The sequence below is a fragment of the Adlercreutzia sp. DFI.6.23 genome (genome assembly GCF_024462535.1).
In the GTDB taxonomy this organism is placed as follows: Bacteria; Actinomycetota; Coriobacteriia; order Coriobacteriales; family Eggerthellaceae; genus Adlercreutzia; species Adlercreutzia rubneri.
Window position 1 is genome coordinate 39,506 of sequence record NZ_JANGBP010000001.1, and the last position, 25,286, is coordinate 64,791.

At 62.4% G+C, this 25,286-nt stretch carries 17 protein-coding genes and 2 tRNA genes; 13 read left to right on the plus strand and 6 right to left on the minus strand.

The features are described 5' to 3' along the window. Positions 1–36 precede the first annotated feature (36 nt). Complete coding sequence (locus NE591_RS00200; RefSeq protein ID WP_241520719.1) at positions 37–1,464, plus strand: citrate synthase; 1,428 nt, start codon at positions 37–39, stop codon at positions 1,462–1,464. Between the two features lie 370 nt (positions 1,465–1,834). On the opposite strand, the gene NE591_RS00205 is transcribed toward NE591_RS00200, so the two are convergent. Beyond that, positions 1,835–1,922: transfer RNA gene (locus NE591_RS00205), tRNA-Ser, on the minus strand. A 134-nt stretch (positions 1,923–2,056) separates the two neighbouring features. On the opposite strand from NE591_RS00205, the gene NE591_RS00210 reads away from it, so the two are divergent. The 4 genes from NE591_RS00210 to NE591_RS00225 all read left to right on the plus strand — a co-directional run bounded on the left by NE591_RS00210 (position 2,057) and on the right by NE591_RS00225 (position 5,642). Next, a complete protein-coding gene (locus NE591_RS00210) occupies positions 2,057–2,596 on the plus strand; it encodes a nucleoside deaminase (protein ID WP_114540103.1) in 540 nt (179 codons plus the stop codon). 163 nt (positions 2,597–2,759) lie between these two features. Beyond that, positions 2,760–4,040 (plus strand): ATP-binding protein, encoded by a 1,281-nt coding sequence (locus tag NE591_RS00215; RefSeq protein WP_114540104.1) that lies wholly within the window; start codon positions 2,760–2,762, stop codon positions 4,038–4,040. 172 nt (positions 4,041–4,212) lie between these two features. Further along, a complete protein-coding gene (locus NE591_RS00220) occupies positions 4,213–5,277 on the plus strand; it encodes a 4-(cytidine 5'-diphospho)-2-C-methyl-D-erythritol kinase (protein WP_114540105.1) in 1,065 nt (354 codons plus the stop codon). Positions 5,278–5,279: 2 nt separating this feature from the next. Continuing rightward, positions 5,280–5,642, plus strand: a complete 363-nt coding sequence (locus tag NE591_RS00225; protein WP_114540106.1) for a guanylate cyclase — start codon at positions 5,280–5,282, stop codon at positions 5,640–5,642. A 35-nt stretch (positions 5,643–5,677) separates the two neighbouring features. On the opposite strand, the gene NE591_RS00230 is transcribed toward NE591_RS00225, so the two are convergent. Further along, a tRNA-Ser gene (locus NE591_RS00230) sits at positions 5,678–5,768 on the minus strand. Positions 5,769–6,091: 323 nt separating this feature from the next. Between NE591_RS00230 and NE591_RS00235 the strand changes: the two genes are divergently transcribed. Beyond that, a complete protein-coding gene (locus tag NE591_RS00235) occupies positions 6,092–7,519 on the plus strand; it encodes a response regulator transcription factor (protein ID WP_173114679.1) in 1,428 nt (475 codons plus the stop codon). 85 nt (positions 7,520–7,604) lie between these two features. Here the strand turns inward: NE591_RS00235 and NE591_RS00240 are convergent, their stop codons facing one another. Continuing rightward, positions 7,605–9,182, minus strand: coding sequence for an FAD-dependent oxidoreductase (locus tag NE591_RS00240; protein ID WP_114548579.1), 1,578 nt, complete (start codon positions 9,180–9,182; stop codon positions 7,605–7,607). Between the two features lie 240 nt (positions 9,183–9,422). Here NE591_RS00240 and purB point away from each other — a divergent pair, with 240 nt between their 5' ends. Next, positions 9,423–10,772: an adenylosuccinate lyase gene (purB, locus tag NE591_RS00245; protein WP_256156160.1), complete on the plus strand. Its 1,350-nt coding sequence runs from the start codon at positions 9,423–9,425 to the stop codon at positions 10,770–10,772. Positions 10,773–10,859: 87 nt separating this feature from the next. Here purB and NE591_RS00250 read toward each other — a convergent pair whose 3' ends face one another. Both NE591_RS00250 and NE591_RS00255 read right to left on the minus strand, forming a co-directional pair. Continuing rightward, positions 10,860–11,768, minus strand: a complete 909-nt coding sequence (locus NE591_RS00250; RefSeq protein ID WP_256156161.1) for a TlpA disulfide reductase family protein — start codon at positions 11,766–11,768, stop codon at positions 10,860–10,862. Between the two features lie 36 nt (positions 11,769–11,804). After that, positions 11,805–12,467, minus strand: a complete 663-nt coding sequence (locus NE591_RS00255; protein ID WP_114540111.1) for a cytochrome c biogenesis CcdA family protein — start codon at positions 12,465–12,467, stop codon at positions 11,805–11,807. A gap of 248 nt (positions 12,468–12,715) precedes the next feature. On the opposite strand from NE591_RS00255, the gene NE591_RS00260 reads away from it, so the two are divergent. Beyond that, entirely contained in the window at positions 12,716–13,966 is a 1,251-nt protein-coding gene (locus NE591_RS00260) for a glycoside hydrolase family 3 N-terminal domain-containing protein (protein ID WP_181815520.1), read from the plus strand. Between the two features lie 222 nt (positions 13,967–14,188). Here the strand turns inward: NE591_RS00260 and NE591_RS00265 are convergent, their stop codons facing one another. Then, positions 14,189–15,598, minus strand: a complete 1,410-nt coding sequence (locus NE591_RS00265; RefSeq protein WP_114540113.1) for a twin-arginine translocation signal domain-containing protein — start codon at positions 15,596–15,598, stop codon at positions 14,189–14,191. 179 nt (positions 15,599–15,777) lie between these two features. Between NE591_RS00265 and NE591_RS00270 the strand changes: the two genes are divergently transcribed. The 5 genes from NE591_RS00270 to NE591_RS00290 all read left to right on the plus strand — a co-directional run bounded on the left by NE591_RS00270 (position 15,778) and on the right by NE591_RS00290 (position 24,471). Next, positions 15,778–16,488 carry a response regulator transcription factor gene (locus NE591_RS00270; RefSeq protein ID WP_022741169.1) on the plus strand — a complete coding sequence of 237 codons (711 nt, stop codon included), beginning with the start codon at positions 15,778–15,780 and terminating at the stop codon, positions 16,486–16,488. Positions 16,489–16,563: 75 nt separating this feature from the next. Beyond that, positions 16,564–18,126, plus strand: coding sequence for a cell wall metabolism sensor histidine kinase WalK (locus NE591_RS00275; protein ID WP_256156162.1), 1,563 nt, complete (start codon positions 16,564–16,566; stop codon positions 18,124–18,126). Between the two features lie 605 nt (positions 18,127–18,731). After that, complete coding sequence (locus NE591_RS00280; RefSeq protein ID WP_114548581.1) at positions 18,732–19,613, plus strand: phosphoribosylaminoimidazolesuccinocarboxamide synthase; 882 nt, start codon at positions 18,732–18,734, stop codon at positions 19,611–19,613. A 123-nt stretch (positions 19,614–19,736) separates the two neighbouring features. After that, entirely contained in the window at positions 19,737–20,468 is a 732-nt protein-coding gene (locus tag NE591_RS00285) for a hypothetical protein (protein WP_114548582.1), read from the plus strand. Positions 20,469–20,628: 160 nt separating this feature from the next. Beyond that, positions 20,629–24,471, plus strand: a complete 3,843-nt coding sequence (locus NE591_RS00290; RefSeq protein WP_256156257.1) for a phosphoribosylformylglycinamidine synthase — start codon at positions 20,629–20,631, stop codon at positions 24,469–24,471. Positions 24,472–25,286: the final 815 nt, after the last annotated feature.

Here is a 25,286-nt window from a genome sequence, read left to right on the forward strand (position 1 = left end):
TACCCGTGTAGCGACCATTTTCCGGGAGGGTGCCCCATGGCCATGGAAATAGATGAAGCCATCATCCGCGTGGACAACCATGCCGAAATCGACGAGGTCGAGCCCATCGAGATCAGCGACGACGAGGCTCGCCGCGTGCGCCTGTACGAGAACTTCTACCAGGTGAACGCCATCGATCCGGCGTTGTATGCCGCCCACGATGTGAAGCGCGGCCTGCGCAACGCCGACGGCACGGGCGTGCTCGCGGGCATGACCAACATCTCCAACGTTCACGGCTATGTGATGTCCGACGGCGAGAAGATGCCGGCCGAGGGCTCCCTGCGCCTGCGCGGCTACGACCTGTACGACCTTCTGGGCGATTTGGATCCGACGCGCCGCTTCGCTTTCGAAGAGGTGGCCTATCTGCTGCTCATGGGAGAGCTGCCGACGCAGGAGCGTCTCAACCGGTTCGTGGAAGTGATCGATTCCCAGCGCGAGCTGCCCGACGGATTCACGGCCAGCACTCTTATGGTGGATACCTCGCCCGATCTCATGAACATGATGGCTCGTTCCATCCTGCGCCTGTACGCGGCCGACGAGTCCGCCGAGGACCGCTCTCCCGAGCACGAGATTCACACGGCGCTCTCGCTCATCAGCCGCCTGCCGCGCATCATGGTGCTGGCCTACTACGCCAAGCAGGCCGCCTTCAACCACGAATCCATGATCATGCACCGCTTCGTGCCCGGACAGTCCACGGCCGAGACCATCCTTTCCATGCTGCGCCCCGACCGCTCGTTCACACCGGAAGAGGCCCGCATGCTCGACATCATGCTGTGCCTGCACGCCGAGCACGGCGGCGGCAACAACTCGTCGTTCACGACCCATGTGCTGTCCTCGGCGGACACTGACCCCTATTCCACCTACGCGGCGGCTTTCGGTTCGCTGAAGGGACATCGCCACGGCGGCGCGAACCATCAGGTGCGCGCCATGCAGGCGGAAATCAAGGAGAACGTGAAGAATTGGGAAGATGACGACGAGGTGGCCGCCTACCTGGCGAAGATCGTGAACAAGCAGGCCTATGACGGCACGGGGCTCGTCTACGGCATGGGACACGCGGTGTACACTTTGAGTGACCCGCGCGCCGTCATCGGCAAGCGCTTCGCCGAGCAGCTGGCCGCCGGCACGGAATACGAGGCTGAGCTGAACCTGCTGAAATCCATCGAGCGTTTGACGCCCGAGGTCTTCGCCCGCGAGAAGGGCTCCACCAAGGAGCTGTGCGCGAACGTGGACATGTACTCGGGCTTCATCTACTCCATGATGGGCATCCCCGAGGATCTGTTCACGCCGCTGTTCGCCTGCGCTCGCATGGCCGGCTGGGCAGCGCACCGCTTCGAGGAAATCGCCGCCGGCAAGCGCATCATCCGCCCCGCCTACAAAAACACCATCCGCGGCACCAAGCCCTACGTCCCGATCGAGCGGCGGTAGGGATCGGAGCCGGCAAGGCTGGTATACCCGGTGACAGAACGCCCGGTTTTGCGCCGGTCGAGCGGTGATGGGGGTCGGACACGGCAGCACTGCTAGCCTGGTGACAAAACATCCCTGTTTCGTGCGCGTTTTTGGATTTATATAGGCATCGGTCTTCCGTTTCGTAGCGCGCGCCAACTCGTCACGCAAAGCATGATGGGTCTGACCAGGCAAAATGCAAATGTGGCATTCCCGCATCTCCTGACTAGGATCTTAGCAGGCTTTCTGAATGTCTATATAAGTCCATAAATGTGCACAGGAGGGTCTTGTTTTGTCACCGACAAGGGTCGAGATTTGAAAAAGGCCCGAGCGAGTCGGGCCTTGGAGGTTCTGGCGGAGGCGGTAGGATTTGAACCCACGGTACCTTTCGGCACGACAGTTTTCAAGACTGCTTCCTTAAGCCACTCGGACACGCCTCCGCATCATCGGGCTGTCGCCGCTGTGCGGCGAACGCGACGCACAGGATACCACATTCCGCTGCGATTATGGGGAATCGCCTGCTTTGCCGCGTTGCGCGGCGGTTGTTTGCGCGGCACCGCTTATAATTCCCTCCATGAACGAACATCGCACACCCGAAGAGCAACAGGCGCTGGACGCGCAGTATATGGCGCTGGCCTTGGAAGAGGCGCGGGCTGCGGGCGCGGCGGGGGAGGTGCCCATCGGGGCTGTCGTGGTGTACGAGCCCATCGACCGCGGCACGCGACGACCGTTGGCCGAACCGCGCGTCATCGCTCGGGGCCGCAATCGCCGCGAGGCCGACCGCGACCCGGCGGGGCATGCGGAGTTCCTCGCCATGAAGGAGGCGGCCCGCGTGCTGGACGCCTGGCGTCTAACCGATTGCACCGTCTACGTCACGCTGGAACCCTGCATCATGTGCGCCGGTCTCATGCACCAGGCGCGCATTGCCCGCTGCGTGTACGGTGCGCCCGACCAGAAGGCGGGTGCGGTGGGCACGCTGTACGACATTCACGCCGATGGGCGCCTGAACCACCAGTTCGAAGTGACCGGTGGCGTGCGGGAGGAAGAGTGCGTGGCCCTGCTGCGCGGCTTCTTCCGCGCCCGGCGCAAGAAGCCGATGTCAAATCTTGGATGAGGTGTGGCCGGTCTTTCTCGCCTACGAGTCAACCCATTTATCTCTCCGTCGCAAATGTATCTAAAATTTGAGCGCAAATCTCTCCAACAGAATATCGCAAATCAGTGTAAAATACGATGTAGATAATGAAATCGGATAAGCTCTGAGAAGGGAGTAAGCGACAGTGCAGTATCGCAATCGCATTGCCGATCGAGAGCTTGAGTTTCGTCTGGAATCTTTCGGTGCAACGCTTATTGTGGGCCCTAAGGGCTGCGGTAAAACTACCACAGCGAAGCAGAAAGCCGCCAGTGTCGTGGAGCTGCAAGATGAGGATAAGCGCGACAATTACCTTGCTGTAGCGGCAACGCAGCCTTCGCGGCTGCTGGAGGGCCCGAAGCCGAGGCTCTTCGACGAGTGGCAAGATGCGCCGAAACTATGGGGCGCTGTTCGCAAGTCGGTGGATGATGAGCAAAAGAACGGGCTCTATATTCTTACTGGATCGACGTCGCAAGAGGTGGACACCCCGCATACGGGTACTTTACGCATCTCAACGTTGAAGATGCAGCCGATGAGCCTTTTCGAGAGCGGCGAGTCAGAGGGCTCCGTATCTCTTAAAGCGCTCTTTGATGATTCGACGAGTTATGACGGCTGCACCTCGAAGCTTTCCATCGATGAGTTGATCGTGGCGATATGCCGAGGAGGATGGCCGCACGCCATCAACAACACCTCCTTGCGTTCGCAGCTAGCAGTGGCCAAGGATCTCTTTCGCCAAACATGCTTTGTTGATATGTCTGACATAGATGGACAAAAGAGAAATCCGCGCTGGGCTGAAGCGATTCTGCGCTCCTACGCACGCAATCTATGCACTTTAGCAGAGACGAAGACGATCTACCGCGACGTGCGAGCAACGACGGAGCTGTCTGAGTCGACGTTCTACGATTATCTTGAAGCGCTCGAAAAACTCTACATTGTTGAGGACGTTCTTGCCTGGTGCCCGGCCATTAGATCCAAAACGGCAATACGGGCTTCGAGAAAGCGAAACATGGTAGACCCGTCAGTTGCCGTCGCCGCGCTTGGACTGAGTCCAGCGTATTTCAACGAGGATTTCAAAACGTTAGGCTTCCTCTTTGAGTCGCTCTGCATGAGGGATCTGAAGGCATATTCCTCGGCGCTCGGGGGCGAGTTGTCGTACTATCGCGACCGGTACGGATTGGAGGCCGATGCGGTGCTCCATCTTGACGATGGGCGGTATGCGCTTGTTGAATTCAAGCTGGGCGAAAGTGAAATTGATGAAGGCGCAAAGCATCTTCTTGAAATTGAGCGGCTTGTTTCCGAGCGCAACAAAAAGGAGGAGCAAGTTCCATTACGTCTTCCCGACGTGAAGCTCGTTATCACCGCCACCGAGTACGGCTATCGTCGTGAAGATGGTGTCTGCGTGGTGCCCATTGGATGCTTGAGACCATAGGTTTCCAGTTTTGGTCAACTGGATTTCTGACCTGTCTCTATTCCTGGCGGAGATTTGAAAGAGCGCTGGTGACTCTCTCAGGCGTCGCTTTCCCATTCGCTATAATTTTTCCCACGAACGAATGACGAACGCCTAGGGAGCGGCAAGCGGCCGACTACGGAAAGGAACGCGAATGACCGAGAACGCCCAGCGCAATCGCGAGGCGGAAGTGAACCTGCTGGCGGCGGCCCGGGAGGCCCAGTGGTCGGCGGCTGCTTTCATGGGGCCGAACACGATGAAGCTGGTGTCGCCGGCGAAGGTGAATCTGCTTTTGGCCATTGGGGCGCGCCGCGAGGACGGCTACCACGATGCCGACACCATCATGCACGCGCTCGCGCTGCATGATACGTTGTACCTGTGCGCAGAAGATATCTCGGCCGATGAGCTGGCGAAGCGCACCGCCGAAGGGGCGTCCCGCGAGGACGTTGCCGTGGGCGGCCCGGCGGACAACCTTGTCATGACCATCGACTTGGCCGACCGCACGGGCCAAGACCTCGCTGTGCCGGCGGCCGACAACCTCGCCTTCAAAGCTGCTGATCGCCTGTCCCGGGCGGTGGGCCGCGATCTTCCCGAGGCCATCCAGCTGCGCATCGAAAAGCACATCCCGGCCCAGGGCGGCTTGGGCGGCGGCTCGTCGAACGCGGCGGCGGTGCTCGTGGGCCTCGCGAAGGCGTGGGGCCTTGCGGCCGATGACGAGCGCGTGGCCGACGTTGCCCGGTCGCTTGGGGCTGACGTGGCGTTTTTCCTCCACGGGGGTTGTGCCTTGCTCGGCGGTGTGGGCGAGGTTTTGCAACGCCGTCTGGAAACGTCGCGGCGCTCCGTGGTGCTGGTGAAACCAGCAGAGGGCGTCTGCACCGCCGAGGCCTATAAGCGCTTTGACGCTGCGCCGCGCCCCGTGCCCCAAGACGTGCTCGTTTGCGACCTCGCCGCTACTCGCGCCGACGACGTGGTTCTCGCCAACAACCTCGCGCCGGCGGCCGAGGCCCTGTTGCCCGAGCTGCCCTCCATTCGCGAATGGCTCGCGGAACAGGCGGGCAGCGAAAGCGTGCTCCTCTCGGGCAGCGGTTCGGCCACTTTCGCGCTGGTGGACACGTTTGCCGGGGCCAGCCGCATCGCCACGGCTGCCACGGCTCACGGCTGGTGGGCGCGCCCGACGAGCCTCTCCGGCTTGCGCGCCGCCGTCGTTCCAGGGCGGTAATCATGGGTTTTCTCGCTCGCCTGTCCCGCGTCGTCCCTTTGCTCATCGTCATGGCGGTGGCGGCGGGGCTCATCTACGTGGTGGTCACGTACCGCCATTCTCCGGCTCGCGCCAAAGAGGTGCTCATCAAAATCTTCACCTGGTTCAACGGCGTCGTCGTCGGCTTTTTCGCCCTGGTGTCGGTGTACGCCTTTTTCGACGATGCTCCGGCGGTGCTCGACCTCTCGCTCAGCTTCATGATCGTGGGTCTTGTCGGCCTCCTCATCACCCGCATCGCCAACTGGCGCTTTCTCAAGCACAACCCCAACTACCGCAAAAAGCGCCTCGCCGCCACCACCCGCCGTCGCTGGCCATGGGGGAAATAAAAAACTCCCTGTAGGGAGTTCGAGAAAAGGCAAAGTGGCGGAGGAGTAGGGATTCGAACCCTAGATGCCCTTGTGGGGCATACTCACTTAGCAGGCGAGCACCTTCGGCCTCTCGGTCACTCCTCCGCGTAACAATGCATCTTACCCGAGCGCTCCGGTTTCTGCAATGAAAATATTCCTCGTTGCTCAAAGAATCCTGCTGATTTGCGCAGGTTCGCGCAGGTTTGCGCACATTGGCGCGTCCTTTTGCGGCTTTTCGAAAGGGCCTCAAAAGAGTCGATGCTGTGAAAGCGCTCAAGGCTCATCGAGCTTACTCTGTGTTGTTGCCAGTATAATGGGGCGAGACGTTTCCGCTGAAGGCGGTCTGGTCAGCCAAAATGCCGACTATGCGCCAGTATCTGCAGTGTCGAACCGTGGAAAGAGTATCGTGCACGGCAAAGAGGGAGCAAATGAGGGATCGCATCAAAACGTACGTGGGGGTTCTTCGAGATAACACTGCCATTGTCGCCTCGGTCGCACTGTTCTTTCTCTGGCTGGGGATTACCTTTCAGGTGCCTGACTTCGCTGTCGACGGGACTTTTGAACCCGGCCTCGTGGCCCCTTGGATCGTTGTCGCTTTCTGCTACGCCCTGGGGTACCTCGTTGCCGTTCTGTGGTACCGCAAAATCGCGTCTCTTTTTCTGCGGAGAAGATTCCTCGTTCTTGTGTGCCTTGTTATGGCAGCAGGTGTAACGATAGATATCGCATCTTCGTGGAACACCGATTTCTTTGGATCTGTTTCCAGGGTCGCCTACGTCGGGTCGATTCTGATGTGTCTCGGCACAACCCTGATTGTGGTCATGACGGCTTCGATTGTCGCTCAAATCGGTGCGCGAAACACTTTGCTTGTTTCTGTTGCCGGAATGCTTGTCGCGGCAACGCTTATGGTTGCCTTGGGCTTTATGGGAGTATGGGGCAAAGACATTGCTCGCCTTTTTGTTCCGCTGGCGATGATCCCCGTTAACTTGCTGGTTTTCAAAGGGATGCCTCTGAGGCAGGTCTTTATGCGCGGGCTTAATAAAAATACCGCATGGCCGCACAAGCTTTTAGCAACATCAGCGCTGCATGGGGCTGTTTTCGGGTTTTATATCGTTGCTTATTCGGCGCTTGGCGTCGAAGGCTCGCACATTGCCTTTAACGGGGTGTGCTACGGAATAGCGGCGGTCGTCCTAGGCGTCATGATGGTGGCTGCGCAAACGGACTTCAACCACCTCATTTACCACCGGGCATTTCCTGCCATGGCTTTCGGGATGCTTCTCATTTGCGTTTGCGCCGAAGCGTCCGTTTTGGGCGTAGGTATTGTTGCGGCTGGCTATGCGTTCCTCCATCTTATTATGTGCGGAGTCTGCTCGTATCTCTCGAAGCAGTTCGATTTGCCGGCGCCGTGGGTCATTTCGCTGACGACGTTGTTTTTCGTAGGGGGCCAGGTGATAGGTGCTGGGGCAACGACGCTATCCCTTTGGCTGGAGGCGCCGATCGGCGATGTTGCCGCCTGTGCCATCTTTGTGCTTCTCATTGGATCTCTCGGTCTTTCGGGGATCAGAAACGTACGGTTTGGCTGGGGCGTCGTTCGTCCCAGCACCGATACGAGTACGGCCACGCCCCAGGAATTTGCCGTGCAATATCTGGCATTGGACGCGGGCCTCACATCGCGGGAGATGGAGATAGCGCTTTGCCTTGCTGAAGGCAAAAAGCGGAAGCAAATCGCTGACGAGCTTTGCGTATCCGACCAAACGGTGAAAACTCATGTGAGTCACATCTATACGAAGCTCGGTATTCACTCAAAGGAAGAGCTGATCGAACTCGTTCGCGAAAGGGCCTCTTCTTTCGAAGAGTAAAGGCCCGCGACCAGGCCGTGGGAGGGAAGGGCTCGGTCGCGGGCGAGAGGGGAGGGCGATTTGCCGTCGGGTGCTTATCGGGCGGCTAGCTGTTGATGTACTTGGCCGCTTGCTGCGCCGCAACGCGTCCGGAGTTCACTTGATGGCCGAAGGCGGTACCCGGAATGTTGATGGTGTACACGCTCGCGTAGTGGTTGTTGCCCTCGTTGCCAATAGCGTACAGGCCGGGGATGGGCTGCTTGTCGATGTCCCAAACGCGCTGGAACTTATCCACTTTCAAACCGCCCGTGGCGAAGTAGAACACATAACTCATGCGGCCGATGTAGAACGGGGGCTGCTCTACGGGAATCAGGAGGGAGGGATCTTTGAGGAAGTCCTTATCGGCTCCCGCCTTGCAGCTTTCGTTATAGCGGGCCACGGCGTTTTTGAAGTTCTCCGGATCCATGTCGAAATGCTGGGCGAGGTCGGCCAGATCGTTGGAAGAGTAGAGGCTGTATCCGTTGTCGGATGTTATGGACTCTTCGAACATGGCCTGCGCCTCGGGCGTCGTGCCGAAGAACGTGTCGTAAATGTTCTGGTCGAAGACGCAGTAGGTCGCCGCATTGCGCTTTGTGGCGATACTGGCCGAGGAGGGAGCCATTACCGAAGTGGTGTCCTCACGCACGAATCGATCACCGGTCTCGTTGACCCACATAATGGGGCCGCCCGTTGCGATACCGCCCAACCCGTTGATAGGGTTGTACGGATCGGCCTTGTAATCAGTGACGGGGAAGGCGGGGATAGTGGGGCAAATACTCTGCGAAGCGTTGGCAAGGTCGTCGATTGCCCCAACCGCAGTAGCCATATTGAATCCATCGCCCGTTCCATTCAGGCCCAGGCAAACCATGTCGTCGGTGTTCCACCCTTGGCGCTTGATGATGTCGGGGTTGCCGCAAAAACCACCCGTAGCCAAGATGACGGCTTTCGCATTGATGAGAATTTCACCATCTTGACCAATGGCGTACAAGCCGCAAACCGCGCCGCTATCATCTAGTATGAGTTCATTCGCTGTCGTATTGTAGCGAACCTCTACCCCCAGTTCCTCGGCCCGCTTAGTCATCTGGGGCACGTAGCCCTTGGAGCAGCTGCCTTCCTTGAACCAATGGAAGGTATGCAGAAGGCCCGTGTAATAGTTATCCACCGTTCCGTTGTACTCCACCCCCTGCTCCAGGCACCAGTCGATGTTGGCCGCCGAGCTTTCGCAGAATTCGACCCACTCGGCGCCGTTGGGCCGGTACTGCAGCATCTCCATCTGAGCGGCAATGACTTCAGCGGGAGTGATCTCTTCGATCCCTGCGGCTTTCTGCATGGAAGAATTGATGGCGAACATGCCCTCGACGCCCAGGGCGTTTCCGCCTGATTCGGCGTTCTTCTCGATGACCAGGCAGTTGGTGTCGTCGAGTGCCGCTTGAACAGCGCAAGCAAGCCCCGAGCCGCCGAGGCCGACGATGAGGAGGTCGGTGTCGATGGTCTCGACGACTTCCTTCGGCGCAGTTCCTGTTTCGGCGACCTCCTTTGCGGGTTCTGCCTGGGGCGCGCATCCGCTCAGGGCCATGACCCCCAGCGCGCTTGCTGCGGCAGCTCCCGAGAGAAACGATCGGCGAGAAAGATTGATGGAACGCATGCTGAACCCTCCTAAAGTTAGCGTGGTAGGCAGCCGTTGTCGTGCGCTGCCTCGAACGATGCAAGATGGTAGGAGGCGCCACGGCCTCGCGAATCGCCCACCGAGATTGAATTCCCCGAAATTTGGCGACTCACCCACAACTCACCCACGGATTAACTGGGGATGTCGGGGGTTCGCGCGGGCGGTTTTTGGTAATCTACGCAATAAGGAACCGCACATTGCCAGGGAAAGGAAACGCGCATGATCGGTCGCTACACTCGTCCGGAAATGGGTCGCATCTGGGAACTTGAGAACAAATTCGCCATTTGGAAGGAGATCGAGGTTCTGGCCTGCGAGGCCCAGGCCGAGCTCGGCCTGGCGGGCATCACGCGCGAGGAGGCCCAGTGGATCCGCGATCACGCCGACTTCACCGTTGAGGAGATCGACGAGATTGAGAAAGTGACGAATCACGACGTCATCGCATTCACCACCTGCATGGCCAACTACATCGACGCCGACATCCCCGAGGGCGCCGACAAGCCCAGCCGCTGGGTGCACTACGGCATGACCTCCTCCGACCTGGGCGACACGGCCCTGTCCTATCAGGTCACGCAGGCTTGCGACATCATCATCGACGACATCAAGCGTCTCGGCGAGACCTGCAAGCGCCGCGCCTTCGAGTTTCAGAACACCCTGTGCGTCGGTCGCACCCACGGCATTCACGCCGAGCCCATGACCTTCGGCATGAAGTTCGGCAGCTGGGCCTGGGCCTTGAAGCGCGCCCTCACCCGCATGGAGGAGGCCCGCGCTGTGGCCGCCACCGGCGCTATTTCCGGCGCGGTGGGCACCTACTCTTCCATCGATCCCTTTGTGGAAACCTACGTCTGCGAGAAGCTGGGCCTTACTCCCGATCCGCTGTCCACCCAGGTGCTTGCTCGCGACCGCCACGCCCAGGTGATGGCCGCGCTGGCCGTGACCGCCTCCACGCTTGAGTCCATCGCCATGCAGGTGCGCCTGCTGCAACAGTCCGACGTCATCGAGGCGGAAGAGCCGTTCACCAAGGGGCAGAAGGGCTCCTCGGCCATGCCCCACAAGCGCAACCCCATCACGGCCGAGCGCGTTTGCGGCCTCGCCCGCGTGGTGAAGGCGAACGCCCAGGTGGCCTTCGACAATGTGGCCTTGTGGTTCGAGCGCGACATCTCGCACTCCGGCGCCGAGCGCGTGGTGCTGGCCGACAGTTTCACGGCGCTCGATTACATGTTCGGGAAGATGCAGTGGATGCTCGACGGCCTGCAGACCTACCCGGCCAAGATGGAGCACAACCTGTGGCGCACGAAGGGCCTCATCTTCTCCAGCAAGGTGCTGCTGGCGCTCGTGGACGCGGGCATCTCCCGCGAGGACGCCTACGTTATCGTGCAGCGCAACGCCATGAAGGTGTGGGAGGACATCCAGAACGCCGTGGACGGCCCCACCTACCGCGAGCGCTTGGAAGCTGACGACGAGGCCATGGCCCTGCTTAGCCAGGAGAAGCTGGACGAGATCTTCGACCCCTGGGACTTCCTCACCCGCAAAGACGTGGTGTTCGACCGCCTGCAGGAGCTGGAGTTCTAGTCGGGTATCGGCATACCTATATGGAAGGCCCCTGGCGCTGATTGTGCTAGGGGCCTTCTTTGTACGAACAAATGCTGAAAGAGGCGTCTACTGCGCAGCGGGGGCAGCGGTGTTGCCGGTGAGCATGTCGATGCCCTGGGCGATTACTGAGGCATCCATGGCGCCCATGTAGGCGCCGATGATGTTGCCCTCGGCGTTGATCAGGTAGGTCTGCGGGATAGAGCTCACTCCGAAGGCCGTGGCCGCCGAGTTGTTGGCGTCGAAGTAGCACGGGAACGTGTAGTTGTTCTCGGCGAGGAAGGCCTTGGCGGACTGCTCGGTCTCGCCGTTCATGTCGGTCATGTTCACGATGACGAACTCGACGTCGTTGCCGTGTTCTTCCCAGGCAGACTGGATGTCGGGCATCTCGCTGGCGCAGGGGCCGCACCAGCTAACCCAGAAGTTCAGCAGCACCGGCTTGCCCTTGAAGTCGGCCAGGGTGAGGGTCGCTCCATCCGCGTCGGTCATGGTGAAGTCCGGGGCCGGGGTGGTGGCTGCGTTGGCGCCGTTGCCGTCACCGGTATCGTCGGAAACGTCGGCGTCGGCGGTGGCATCTACCTCGGTTTCTTGGACGGCATCGGTGCCGGTAACTTCTATCTGCTTGTCATCGACCGTCGGCGCCAGGACGCTGTAGGCCACGCCCGCGCCGATGAGCAGCACGGCAAAGACGACGGCGGCCACAATGACGCCGACGTGTTTCTTGCGGTCGGCCTTCTCTCCTTCGGGGGTGGCAGCGTTGGCTTTCTCCTCTGCTTCCAAAGCCGCCAAGCGCTCGCCGATGACCTCGCCTCGCTGCTCGGCTGCCGAAGATTCAGTTGCCGCGGGGGTCGCGCTTGCCGTTGCCGGAGCGCCCTTCGTCGTTGCTTGTCCGCCAGCATCGGGAGTCTGCTCGTCGGCCGCGATCTCCGTCTCAACCGGAGTTCCGGCGTCGGTCGGCGTCTTCTCGTTCTCGCTCATGTTCGAACCTTTCTCCTTCGGGCCCGGTTCCACCGGCTAGCTCAGCAGGCGCAAGAAGCCGCCGAGCAGCCCCGTCGCCATGAGCACGCCCACGGCGACCAGAAACCAGCCGCATACCTTGTTAATGATATCGTAATGTTGCTTGATGACGGCAAAAGCGCCCTTCAGCTTGTCGATGAGCACGGCAGCCGCCACGAACGGAATACCGAGGCCGGCCGAGTAGCACAGAAGCAGGATAACGCCCTGCGCCACCGATGCCTGCTGCGAGGCCAGCATGAGCGCCGAGCCGAGGAACGCCCCCACGCACGGCGTCCATCCGATGGAGAAGATGACGCCGAACAGCACCGAGGAGAAGAATCCCAGCTGTCGTCCCGCCAGCGGGTTCTTCGCGCCGTGGAAGAGGTTGATCTTGATGATGCCGAGAAAGTACAGTCCGAAGGCGATGACCACCAGGCCGCACACCACGTTGACGGCACTTTGATACTCGATGAAGAACGCGCCCACCGACGAAGCCAAAGCTCCCATAGCGATGAACACGCACGTGAAGCCGAGCACAAAGCCGAGGGCGTTGCGCAGCACCACTGAAGTGCGCACCTCCTCGCCGGCGGCGAAGTAGGTGACGTAGATGGGAATCATGGGAAGCAGGCACGGCGACACGAAGGTGATGATGCCCTCCAGAAAGGTGATGAGATAGGTCACAAATCCTCCTCCTGCTTCGATCGCCGTTTTGCGATATCTCGCATTATTCCCTATTTGCGAGCGGCGTGCCTCCGTCTTCACAGAAAGTGAAGTGACCGTTACGTGCTTCGGCATCGTGCGGTGGCCCGTTGCCGCAAGGCGTTCCTGGCGCTATGCTGGTGGGCGTAAGTGAAATTGCGAGTGCGTGCGCGGTTGGCTCGAAGGGACTGCGTCGTTCGAGGGGATCGCGTTGTTCGAAGGGAAGTAGTGTGACTGTTCTGGTTGATTCCATCACCCGCCGCCGTTTTGTCTGGCTGGCGGCTTTGGCCGGCGGAAGCCTAGCGTTGAGCGGCTGCGCGGGCGACGGATCGAACGGGACGGGCGGACCGACCGGGGTGGACGGTTCGGGCGGCGAAGGCGCTGGTGACGGTCAGAACCCCGAAGCCGCCGCAGTCGCCGCGCGTGCTGCTGTGGACGAGCGCATCGGCGCCATGACGCTCGAGCAGAAGGTGGCCCAGCTGTTTATCGTGACGCCGGAAGCGCTGGTGGAAGGCGTGTCGCAAGTCACTCAGGCCGGCGACATGACTCGCGAGGGAGTAACGGCCCATCCCGTGGGCGGCATCGTCTACTTCGCTCAGAACTTGCTCGACCCCGAGCAGACGACGACCATGCTCGCGAACGTCAAGCAGTTCTACGCCGACGCCGGAAACGTGGCACCCTTCATTGCTGTCGATGAAGAGGGCGGCACCGTCGTGCGCGTCGCCGACAATGAGGCCTTCGGGGCTCAAGATGTGGGCGACGCCTCGGCCCTCGGCAGCGCCGGCGACACCGAGGCGGCCAAGCGCGCCGCCGAGCAGATCGCCGACTACCTGATGCCCCTTGGATTCAACCTGGATTTCGCTCCCGTGGCCGATGTGGTGGATCCCCTGCGCAGTGACACCATGGGCCTGCGTTCGTTCTCGAGCGACGCCGCCGTGGCCGCCGACATGGTGCGGGCCGAGGTGGAGGGCTTCCGCGACAAGAAGATGCTCTGCTGTGCCAAGCACTTCCCGGGCATTGGCGCGGCGGCCGGTGATTCCCACGAGGGCGCTATCACCATCGAGGCGACCAACGAGGAGTTGGAAACGGTGGACCTCGTGCCCTTCCGCGCGGCCATCGAAGCGGGGGTGCCCATGATCATGGTGGGACACGTGAGTCTGCCGAACATCGTCGGCGACAGCACGCCGGCCCCGCTCAGCTCGGCCGTCGTTCAGGGCATGCTGCGCGATTCTCTCGGGTACACGGGCATCATCGTCACCGACTCGCTTTCCATGGGCGCCATCACCGACTACTACACCCCGGCGGAAGCGGCGGTCGCGGCACTTAAGGCCGGCTGCGACATCCCGCTCATGCCTGAGCGCCTCGACGAGGCCTACCAGGGGGTGTTGAGCGCGGTGCAAGTGGGCGAGCTGACTGAAGAGCGCCTCGACGAGTCCCTCACCCGCATCCTTACCGCCAAACAGGAGTACTTCGGGTTGTAACAGCGATCGGGACGGGAGGGCCCCCGTGAAGCCCGCTGCGCGCTTTGTCCTCCTGCGAACGCGGCAAAAGAAACAGCGGAAGGAACGCACATAGGCCGGTACTATCCCGGCATCGTTGCTGCTGAAGTGGAAGCTGTTTCTTAACGGCCGCGTTCTTCGGAGGGCGCGCAGAGGTCTTCACGGGAGCCCTCCCGTCCCGATCGCGGACAAGCTAGAGCGCCCTTACGCCGCCGGTTCCCAAATGCGGACGAGGCAGTGCTTCTGCTGCTCGCCGCCGATGGGGGTGTAGTCCACGTTGCAATAAGTGACGGCCCGCGTGCCTACGTGCGTCGAGGCGAGGAAATCGTTGTAGTCGCCCGACCCCTCCTCGAGGGGCAGTTGCGCATAGCGCCGTCCCGCCAAATCGACGGCCACCACGAAGCTGCCGCCGCGCACCATGAGCCAGTCGCCGCACCAGCACGGTGCGGAAAGCGGGTTCGCCGCGAAATGGAACCAAGGTACCGCGCTGTAGGCCTCGGTGCCGGGATTGGCGCAGGCGACGGGAAGGTACGGTGCGGCATCGTCCGCCTCATCCGTCTCCGCAGCCGTCTCTTCCGCGTTGGCCGCCGTGAGCGAGACCGCCTCGGGAGCTTCCATAGGCAGGTAGGTGCCCAAATTCGCGATGCCCTCTCCGTAGTTGTAGATGCCGTCGAAGGCGAAGCTGAAGCCGGTCTTACCCCAGCTGCACTCCATGGGTCGCATGGATGAGGGCAAAACGCAGGCGTCGGTGACCTCGCCGGTGGCGGCGTCCAAGTGCGTGAGCTGGTAGTAGGTGCCGCTCGTGCGGGCACGGGGGGCCAAGGTGAGGCTGTCGCCGCAGGAGGTGGGCGCGCAGGCCATGCGCCCTTGGGAGGCATATACCATCTGGACGTTGGCCGTGCCGAAGGCAGCACGCTTAAGGAGGGAGTCCTCTACGCGCGCGTTGCCGTCCAGTTGCGGAAGACGCTGCCAGAAGGCGAAAGCGCCGGCCACGGCCAAGGTGGGCATCTCCCAGTTCACGTCGCCCTCGTCGAGCAGCTGCGGCTCGCCCAACGTCGTGCCGGAAAGCGGCGCCGCGTACACGCGCCAAAGGCTGTCCAAAATGTCGGCCTCGGTCCAGATGACGCCGGCGGCATTGGCGCGCACGTCGTAAATCTCGAAGCCTTCGGCCTCGCCCACGGCGTGCTCGAGGATAGTGGTGCACTCGGCGGAGACCAGATCGAGCAGCCCCACCTCGGCCAGGGGCTTGGCGGTTTCCGTGGGAAGCAAGCAGGCGGCGACGGCGTCGTCGCTGCACCAGACGAGCGTGCCGAAGGGCAGCTTCGCCGAGCCGGCAAGCGTGACGGCGTCCTCGTAGCTTTCCATCTTTTCCAGGGAGCTCTGGGCCGTAACGGCGCCTTCGGGCACCTTCAAGGTTTTCAGGGCATCGTCATCGTTGGAGCGACCGGCAGCCCAAGCGGCCCCGCCGCCCACGGCGGCCAATGCAGCCACGCCGGCCACGCCGTAAAGAAAGTGACGGCGCGTCAGCAGAAGCTCATGGCCCCCGGGCAGGGAGAGGGATGTGGGTTGTTTTGTAGCAACGCGCCGCGTGGGCGCGGATCTTCTCTGTGGCATGGGGCTATTGTGTCATTTCGCATACACCTCGGCGACCGTATGGAGCCAAACGCTACAATAAACGCAAACACGACTACCGGGCTGATATATGTGCCAGCTGCAGATAAAATAGCAGGTCAACACAGATTTAAGCTTGGGCATCCTAGAAACTGCAAGCGAGTATGCAAGGAGCACATTCCATGAGCAACGAAACGCGACGCATTCTTCTGGTTGAAGATGAGAAGGCCATCCGCGATGCGGTGACCGCCTACCTCGAGCGCGAGAACTACTGGGTGACCGCCGTCGGCGACGGCCAGGACGCCCTGGAAGAGTTCCAGAAGCATCACTTCGATCTGGTCATCCTCGACCTCATGCTGCCCCGGGTGCCGGGCGAGCGCGTCTGCCGCGTCATCCGCGACACCTCCGATGTGCCGATCATCATGCTGACGGCGAAGGGCGAGGTGGAAGATCGCATCATCGGCCTGGAGCTGGGCGCCGACGACTACTTGGTGAAGCCCTTCAGCCCCCGCGAGCTGGTGGCCCGCTCCCGCGCGCTGCTGCGCCGCGTGCACGCCGATTCCGAGCCCCAGCGCGAGGTGCTCGAGTTCGGCGAGCTCACCATCGACGTGTCGGGCCACAAGGTGCTCGTCTCCGGCGAGGAGATCGATCTTACCGCCAGCGAGTTCAAGCTGCTCACCACGCTGTCCCGCTACCCCGGTCGCGTGTACAGCCGCATGGAGCTCGTGGAGAAGGTGCTCGGCTACGACTTCGAGGGCTACGAGCGCACCATCGACTCCCATGTGAAGAACCTGCGCGCCAAGATCGGCGACAACCCGCGCAACCCGAAGTGGCTCCACACCGTGCACGGCGTGGGCTACCGCTTCGAGGATCCCACCAAGAACGGCCAGTAATCGCCCGTTCATTTCGCGTACTTGCCGCCGGAGCCGCTCGGCTTTGGTGTCCGCCGTCTGCTTCGAAGGAGTTCCATGACCGAGACGGAAGCAAAACCGCGCATTCTGGAAACCGCTGAAGAGGTCGCCCCGCCGGCGGCCTCTTCGCCTTCTCCGGAACGCAAGAAGGAAAAGAAGCACCTGCGTTGGTCGAACCTGTCCTATACGACCCGCGTGACCTTGGCCTTCGCCCTCATCGCCGCCATGACCGCCCTTGTGGCCATCGGCGTGGTCTCCTTTGTGTGGGAACAGCATTTCCGCACCTACACGGCCGACAACATGCAGACGCTCTGCGAGACCACGGCGAACCGCATCGCGGCCATTTACGAGGAGACCGGCGATTTGTGGAATCCCGAGACCACCCGCCCGGCCGCCCAGGCCACCGAGCTCACGAGCGGTGTGGGCGTGCGGGTGATCGACTTGAAGGGGAGCACCGTTTTCGACTCCTCCGTCATCATCGACGAGCAGCAGGGCGACGTGTTCACGTCCTTCGCACCTCAGGACCGCTCGCAGGCGGTCACGGCTTCCATCGTGCTTCCCGATGGCGAGAAAGTGGGCACCGTGCGCCTGTGGGTCTACGGCTCCGAGGCCCTTATGCGCCAGCCCGACCAGGAGTTCCGCGATAACTCCTACCAGGCTATGTTCATCGCCGGCGGCGTGGCCATCGTGCTCGCCTCCTGCATCGGCTTCCTCTTCGCGCGCAACTTGGTGTCGCCGATCAACCGCATTATGAAGACGGCCCGGGCCATCGGCGACGGCGATCTGTCGGCCCGCACGAAGCTGACCGGCGAGGACGAGGTGGCCCGCCTCGGCGAGACCTTCGACGCCATGGCCGAGTCGGTGGAGAAGGACCGCGATTTGGAGCGGCGCCTCACCACCGACGTCGCCCACGAGCTGCGCACCCCGCTCATGGCCATCCAGGCCACGGTGGAGGCCATGATCGACGGCGTCTACGAGGCCGACGAGGAGCGCCTGGTCACCGTGAATTCCGAGATCCAGCGCCTGTCGCGGCTGGTGAACGCCCTTCTGAAGCTGTCGCGCTTGGAAAACCGCGCCGAGCCCATGAAGGAAGAGGTTGTCAACGTCGGCGATCTCATCGCCGGCATCATTGCCACCCATGAGATGTTCGTGTCCGATTCCGGCCTCACCCTGGAGTACGACGCTCAGCCCGACGTCATGGTGGTGGGCGACGCCGACATGATCCGCCAGGCCACGGCGAACCTGATTTCCAACGCCGTGCGCTACACCCCGGAGGGCGGCCACATCACGGTGTCGGTGAAGAAGGGCGACATCATGGCCTCCATTGCTGTGCGCGACACCGGTATCGGCCTTTCCAAAGAGGAGGCCCGCATGGTGTTCTCGCGCTTCTGGCGCGCCGACGCCGGCCGCAACCGCGAGAGCGGTGGTTTGGGCGTGGGCCTGGCCGTGGTGAAGGAGATCGTCGACCGCCACGGCGGCTGGGTGCAGGTGGAAGGCGAGAAGGGCAAGGGCGCCTGCTTCACCATCCATATCCCGTTGTACGACGAAGACGCCTCCAAGCACCGCCGCAACTCCAAGAAGCGCACCGGCCACAAAAAGCCCGCGAAAGCAAGCCGATAGGAGAAGGTGCCCTTCGGCGTTCTGCAAGTTTTGCGGCCTCGAAGCAACGTCGCGGCGATCCGGATGGCGCGATTTACGGCATTGCTGGGCGCCTGACGATCGAGATGGACAAAAACGGGTAGCTAGCTGCGAGCTAGCCCCTGGGATGGTAACGTTTTGGCCGAAAAGGGGTCGTTAACTGCGAGCTAGCCCTGCGGTGGACACGTATTGGACAAAAACGGGTAGCTAGCTGCGAGTTGCCCCCTGTGCTGGCCCCGTTTTGGCCAAAAAAGGACCGCTAGCTGCATTTGGTGCGCGCGCGTCCATGTTCTCGTCGATTGCCGCGTCTTCTGACCAGGCGAAACGCGAAACGGATGGAGGGCTTTTTGCTGGCCGGACAATCAATGGCCAGAAATGGTGCGCCGACTGACAGTTAATGGGTACTTTTTGGCCATTTCGAACAGAAGGGGTATCGTGCCGTTCTCTGTGAAGCGACGGTGCGAGGGCCGTATTTGTGCCATAATGTCCGATACGCGAAAAGCGCTTGGGTACCTGCGCTCGAACGGCGTCCGTTGGGCGGTGTTCGAGCGGAGCGGCAGCCGGGCCATCAAGGAGAAAGGGCACTCATGGCGGGAATCGACATTACTCCCGACGCGCAGGGCAAGGTGCGCGATCTGTACGATTTGGGCGACAGGCTGCTGCTCGTGGCCACCGACCGCATCTCGGCCTTCGACTACATTCTGGAAGACGAGATCCCCTACAAGGGCCAGGTGCTCACCCAGCTCTCCAAGTTCTGGTTCGATCTGCTCGACGGCGTCGTGGAGAACCACCTCATCTCCACCGACGTGGCCGACCTGCCCGAGGAGTTCCAGCCCTACGCCGACTATCTGCGCGGTCGCTTCATGCTAGTGAAGAAGGCCGACATGTTCCCCGCCGAGTGCATCGTGCGCGGGTATCTGGCTGGCAGCGGCCTGAAGGAGTACAACCGCGAGGGCACCGTCTGCGGCATAGAGCTGCCCCAAGGCCTCGTGAACTCCTCGAAGCTGCCCGAGCCCATCTTCACCCCCTCCACCAAGGCCGAGATTGGCGACCACGACGAGAACATCTCCTTCGAGCGCCTTACGGAAATCCTCGGGGAAGAGGATGCCACGGCCCTGCGCGACTTGGCGTTGAAGGTGTACACCACCGCCGCCGACCACGCGGCCGAGCGCGGGGTTATCATCGCCGACACGAAGTTCGAGTTCGGCCGTCTCGGTGACACCATCATCTTGGCCGACGAGGTACTCACCCCCGACTCCTCGCGCTTCTGGCCCGGCGATACCTACGAGGAGGGCAAGGACCAGCCCAGCTTCGACAAGCAGTTCGTCCGCGATTGGCTGACGGCCCATTGGGACAAGACCGGGAACCCGCCGCGCCTTCCCCAGGAGATCATCGACGCCACGTCCGCGAAGTACATTCAGGCTTACGAGACCATCACCGGCAAGAAGTTCGACCCCGCGACGTTCTAGCGCCGCCCGCCCGCAAAACCCGCCGTCATTCTGAGCGAGCGGAGCGAGTCGAAAAATCTCGCGAGATCTTTCGACTTCGGCCTTTCGGCCTGCGCTCAAGATGACGTGAACTGAAGGAGAGAGATGTCCCAACGCAACCCCATGAACGAACGCTACACCTCCGAGGAGCGCACCGGCACAACGCGCAAGTCGGCCGCCTCGGCCAAGCCCAAGGCCAAGGCCGCCGCCTCGGTCACCGTGAAATCGGCGAAGAAGACGCCCGAGCAGCGCAAGGCCGAGGAGAAGGCCGCCCGCAAGGCCGCCGCCGCCAAGCAGCGCGAGGTGGAGCGCAAGTACTACAAGCCCGACACGCCGCGCTACAAGCGTCTGCGCCTCATCTGGTGGATCCTGCTCATCGCGGCCATCGGCTGCACGACCTTGAGCTTCGTCGGCCAGCAGTCGCTGCCGCCTCAGGTGGCGGTTGTGACGCTCATCTTGGCCTACGTGTTCATCATCGCCGCTTTCGTGCTCGATTTTTGGAAGATCAAGAAGGAGCGCGTGGCCTACCAGGAGCGCATGCTGGCGCTTGAGGAGAAGAACGCCAAGGCCGAGAAGCAGGCGCGCCGCGTGCAGCAGGCCAAGCAGGTGAAGGCGAAGGGGTCGGGGAAGAACCAGAACCGCCATGCGGCCCAGAAGAAGGCTGGCGAGGCCGATGGGGATGCCGATGCCGCCGATGCCGGCGAGTCCGACGAGCCTCCGGTGAAGCCGGCCCGCCGCGGCCTGTTCGGCAGCGGCTTCCGTCTGTCGAACCGTGAGAAGATGCAAGCCGAGAAGAAGGCCGCCAAAGAGGCCGAAAAAGCTCAAAAAACCGAGTAGCACCTACCGTAGGGGGCGACCTCGGTCGCCCCTTCTCAAGTGAGGTGACTCCACTTGGTGAGGAGCGACCGAGGTCGCCCCGTACGAGGGGTCAGTTGAACTAAGGTCCACCCCTATGGAAAAGTTCGAGCGCTCATTCCTTGAAGAGAGAGGCACATCCATGGTATCTCGCGTCTATGTTGAGAAGAAGCCCGGGTTCGACGGCGAGGCCCGCGCCTTGGCCGCCGAGCTGCGCGACATCGTCGGCATTTCGGGGCTGACCGGCGTGCGTCTGGTGAACCGCTACGACGTGGAAGGCGCGACGGACGAGTTATTCGCCGCCTGCGTGCCCACGGTGTTCTCCGAGCCGCAATCCGACACCGCTACCTTCGAGCTGCCCGAGGCCAACGGTGCGGCCGTGTTCGCCGTGGAGTTTCTGCCCGGCCAGTTCGACCAGCGCGCCGATTCGGCGAGCGAGTGCATCCAGCTCATCAGCCAGGGCGAGCGCCCCGCTGTGCGTTCGGCGGTGGTGTACTACTTGGAAGGCGATCTCGCCGACGATGACGTGGAGGCCGTGAAGCGCTACGTCATCAACCCGGTGGAGGCCCGCGAAGCCTCGCTTGAGCCTCGCGACACCCTGGCCATGGCCTTCGAGCGCCCGGCCGACGTGGAGGTCATCGAGGGCTTCACCGCCTTTTCCGATGACGAGCTGGCCCGCTTCATCGACGAGCGCGGCCTGGCCATGGATCTGGCCGACATCCAGTTCTGCCGCGCCTACTTCGCTGAAGAGGGCCGCGATCCGTCCATCACCGAGATCAAGATGATCGACACCTACTGGTCCGACCACTGCCGCCACACCACCTTCGGCACCGTGCTCGATGACGTGGAAATCGCCGACGCCAACGTGCAGGCCGCCTTCGACCGCTATCTGGAGCTGCGCCACGAGCTCGGCCGCGATGAGAAGCCGGTCTGCCTCATGGACATGGGCACCATCGGCGCGAAGTGGCTGAAGAAAGAGGGCATTCTCACCGGCCTCGACGAGTCCGAGGAGATCAACGCCTGCACCATCAAGTGCAAGGTGGATGTCGATGGCGAGGAGCAGGACTGGCTGTACCTCTTCAAGAACGAGACCCACAACCATCCCACCGAGATTGAGCCCTTCGGCGGTGCGGCCACCTGCGTGGGCGGCGCCATCCGCGATCCTTTGTCGGGCCGCTCCTACGTGTACCAGGCCATGCGCGTCACGGGCGCGGCCGACCCCACGGTGCCCGTGGCCGACACCATTCCCGGCAAGCTGCCCCAGCGCAAGCTGGTGACCACGGCGGCGGCCGGCTATTCCTCCTACGGCAACCAGATCGGCCTGGCCACGGGCCAGGTGCACGAGCTGTACCACCCCGGCTACGCCGCCAAGCGCATGGAGATCGGTGCCGTGGTGGGCGCCACGCCGGCCGACCACGTGCGTCGCGAGACGCCGGCACCGGGGGATGTGGTGGTGCTCCTCGGTGGCCGCACGGGCCGCGACGGCATCGGCGGTGCCACGGGCTCTTCCAAGGCCCATTCCGTGGAATCTCTGGAAAGCTGCGGGGCCGAGGTGCAGAAGGGCAACGCGCCAGTGGAGCGCAAGATCCAGCGCCTGTTCCGCCGCGGGGATGCTTGCCGCATGATCAAGCGCTGCAACGACTTCGGCGCCGGCGGCGTGTCGGTGGCCATTGGCGAGTTGGCCGACGGCCTGGACATCAACCTGGATGCCGTACCTAAAAAGTACGACGGTCTGGATGGCACGGAGCTGGCCATCTCCGAATCTCAGGAGCGCATGGCCGTGGCCTTGGCCCCCGAGGACGTGGACGCCTTCATCGCGCTCGCCCACGAGGAGAACCTGGAGGCCACGCCGGTGGCGCAGGTCACGGAAGAACCGCGCGTGCGCATGCATTGGCGCGGCGACACCATCGTGGACGTGAGCCGCGAGTTTCTCGCGAGCAACGGCGCGCCGAAGCATGCGGCGGTGGCCGTGCCCGCGCCGGCCGACGAGAGCTTCGCCGAAAGCGCCTGCGACCGCGCTTTCGAGGCGACAAGCGAGCTGACCGACCCCGTGGTGGACGCCGTGTGCGACGCCGACTCGCTGGAAGTGTCCCTCGCGGCGCTCATGGGCGACATCAACCGCGCCTCGAACAAGGGCCTCGTGGAGCGCTTCGACTCCACCATCGGCGCGGCCACGGTGCTCATGCCCTTCGGCGGCACCCGCCAGCTCACCCCGGCGCTCGCCATGGTGGCGAAGCTGCCGGTGCTCGGCGGCAAGACCACGACGGTCTCGGGCCTGTCCTGGGGCTTCAACCCGTATCTTTCGTCCTACGACCCCTATGCCGGCGCCTACATGGCCGTGCTCGATTCGGTGGCGAAGCTCGTGGCCACCGGCTTCGAGCGGGCGAACATGTACCTCACCTTCCAAGAGTACTTCGAGAAGCTGCGCCAGGATCCCGAGCGCTGGGGCAAGCCCATGGCGGCGGTGCTCGGCGCGCTCATGGCCCAGATCGATTTCGGGGTGGGCGCCATCGGCGGCAAGGACTCCATGTCCGGCTCTTTCGAGGACTTGGACGTGCCGCCCACGCTCGTGTCCTTCGCGACGGCCATCGGTGGCATCGACCGCGTCACCTCGCCGGAGCTGAAGGAAGCGGGCGACAACCTCATCTGGGTTTCCTTCGAGGACGCGCTGGCGTCGAGCATCTGCGCCGTCTTCGACGCGGTGGAGTACCTCATCGGTGCGGGTGTCGTGCGGGCCTGCGCGAGCGGCGCCTACGGCGGCTTGGCCGAGACGCTGGTGAAGGCGGCCGTGGGCAATGGCCTGGGTATCACCGTGGACGAGGACATCGACATGGGCCAGCTGTTCGAGCCGGCCTACGGCACGTTCGTGATCGAGCTGGCTGCCGGCGAGGATGCCCAGTCCGTCGTCACGCGTTTGGAAGACGCTGGACTCGACGCCAACGTGGATGTGGTGGCACTCGGTCAGGTGACCAGCGCTTACGAGCTGGCGTGTGACGGCCAAGTGGCCGATCTCGCCGTGGTTCAGGAGGCGTGGGAACGCGGCAGCGGGATTGAAAGCGTGTTCCCGTACCGCACCTCGCCGGAAGAGCGCGCAGCGGCCGAGACGGTGCCCGCCATCAGCTTCGAAGGGGAGGCAGCTCCGGCTTACCACGGCCCGGCGCTGCTGGGCGACGCCTCCGGTGCTCCGCGCGTGGTCATTCCGGTGTTCCCCGGCAACAACTGCGAGTACGACTCCGCTGCCGCCTTCGAGCGGGCCGGCGCCGTGCCTACCGTGTACGTGGTGAACAACCTGACGCCCGAGGCCGTGGCTGAATCCACCGCCGAGCTGGCGCGTCTTATTCGGGCGTCCCAGATTGTCATGATTCCCGGAGGTTTCTCCGGCGGCGACGAGCCCGACGGCTCCGCGAAGTTCATCACGGCCTTCTTCCGCGCCCCGGAGGTCACCGAGGCGGTGCGCGATTTGCTGCAGGCGCGCGACGGCCTCATGCTCGGCATCTGCAACGGTTTCCAGGCGCTCGTGAAGCTGGGCCTGGTGCCCTTCGGCGACATCCGTCCCATGGACGCCGATTGCGCCACCCTCACCTTCAACAACATCGGCCGTCACCAGAGCACGCTCGTGCGAACGCGCGTGGCCAGCACGATGTCCCCCTGGATGAGCCGCATGGAAGTGGGCGAGATGCACACGGTGGCCATCAGCCACGGCGAGGGGCGCTTCGTGGCGCCGCAGCCTCTGCTGGATTCCATGATTGCGAACGGACAAGTTGCCACTCAGTACGTGGACGCCGCGGGGCAGCCTTCCATGGATTTGGCGGTGAACCCCAACGGGTCGGTGCTCGCCATCGAGGGCATCACGAGCCCCGACGGCCACGTGCTCGGCAAGATGGGTCACACGGAACGCGCCGGCGCGGGCCTGTACAAGAACACCTTCGGCAACACCTACCAGCCCCTCTTCGAAGGCGGTGTCGACTACTTCCGCACGAAGTAGTTACTGCCACGCGAGGTAGTTGCCGCTGCATGAGGTGGCTGCTCGGGAGGGTGGCGTGCGACCGCCCGTCGGTGGGACCGGGGGTTTGATGCCCGAAAACAACAAGGGCGACGTCAGGAACGGAAGTTTGGTACCTGGTGTCGCCCTTTTTGCGGCCAACTTGCGGAGTTTGGCATCGAATGGTGCCAAGTTTGGCAGTTTGGTACCCTGCCTTGGTCAAATTGCGAAGTTTGGTACCTGAAAACTTGCACGTACGAATTTCTGACCTGGTGTTTCTTCGGAGTCGAGGTACCAAACTGCGGTTTTTGGCCGAATTCGGGGTACCAAACTTCCGATCCTGGAAGAGGGCAGGTGCCATATCGCGGATCTTGTCCGAGAAAGATGGATACCGGTTCATCGGGCGGTAGGGCTGTGGTTGTGGTCTCCTTGTCGACGGCGCCAGATGGATCGTCGAGGTCGTCGCGCGGCACTGCCCCGGGGTCGAGTGCGCTGTGGATCCGCTCTATGTGGTGCAGTGGGTGACCGACGTGCTCGACGAGACCCGCAGGGAGGCGTGGCGCGGCTGCGAAGGCTGAGGGTTCTCGCCTGGGCCTACCTTCTGCACCGCCGCTGCCGCAAAGCCGCCGCCGAAGACCGCAGCCAGACCTTCGAAAATGTCAACGAGTGACGACGCCCCTGGCAAAAAGTCGCCCCGGGCTACGGTGTTGTATGCAGCAAACTTTGTAGTATAGAGCAAAAAAGCAGGTCATTGCTTAGCATCTATTTGTCAACATGAGCTAACACCGTAGCCCGACCCGCAAAAATGACGAAGGCGC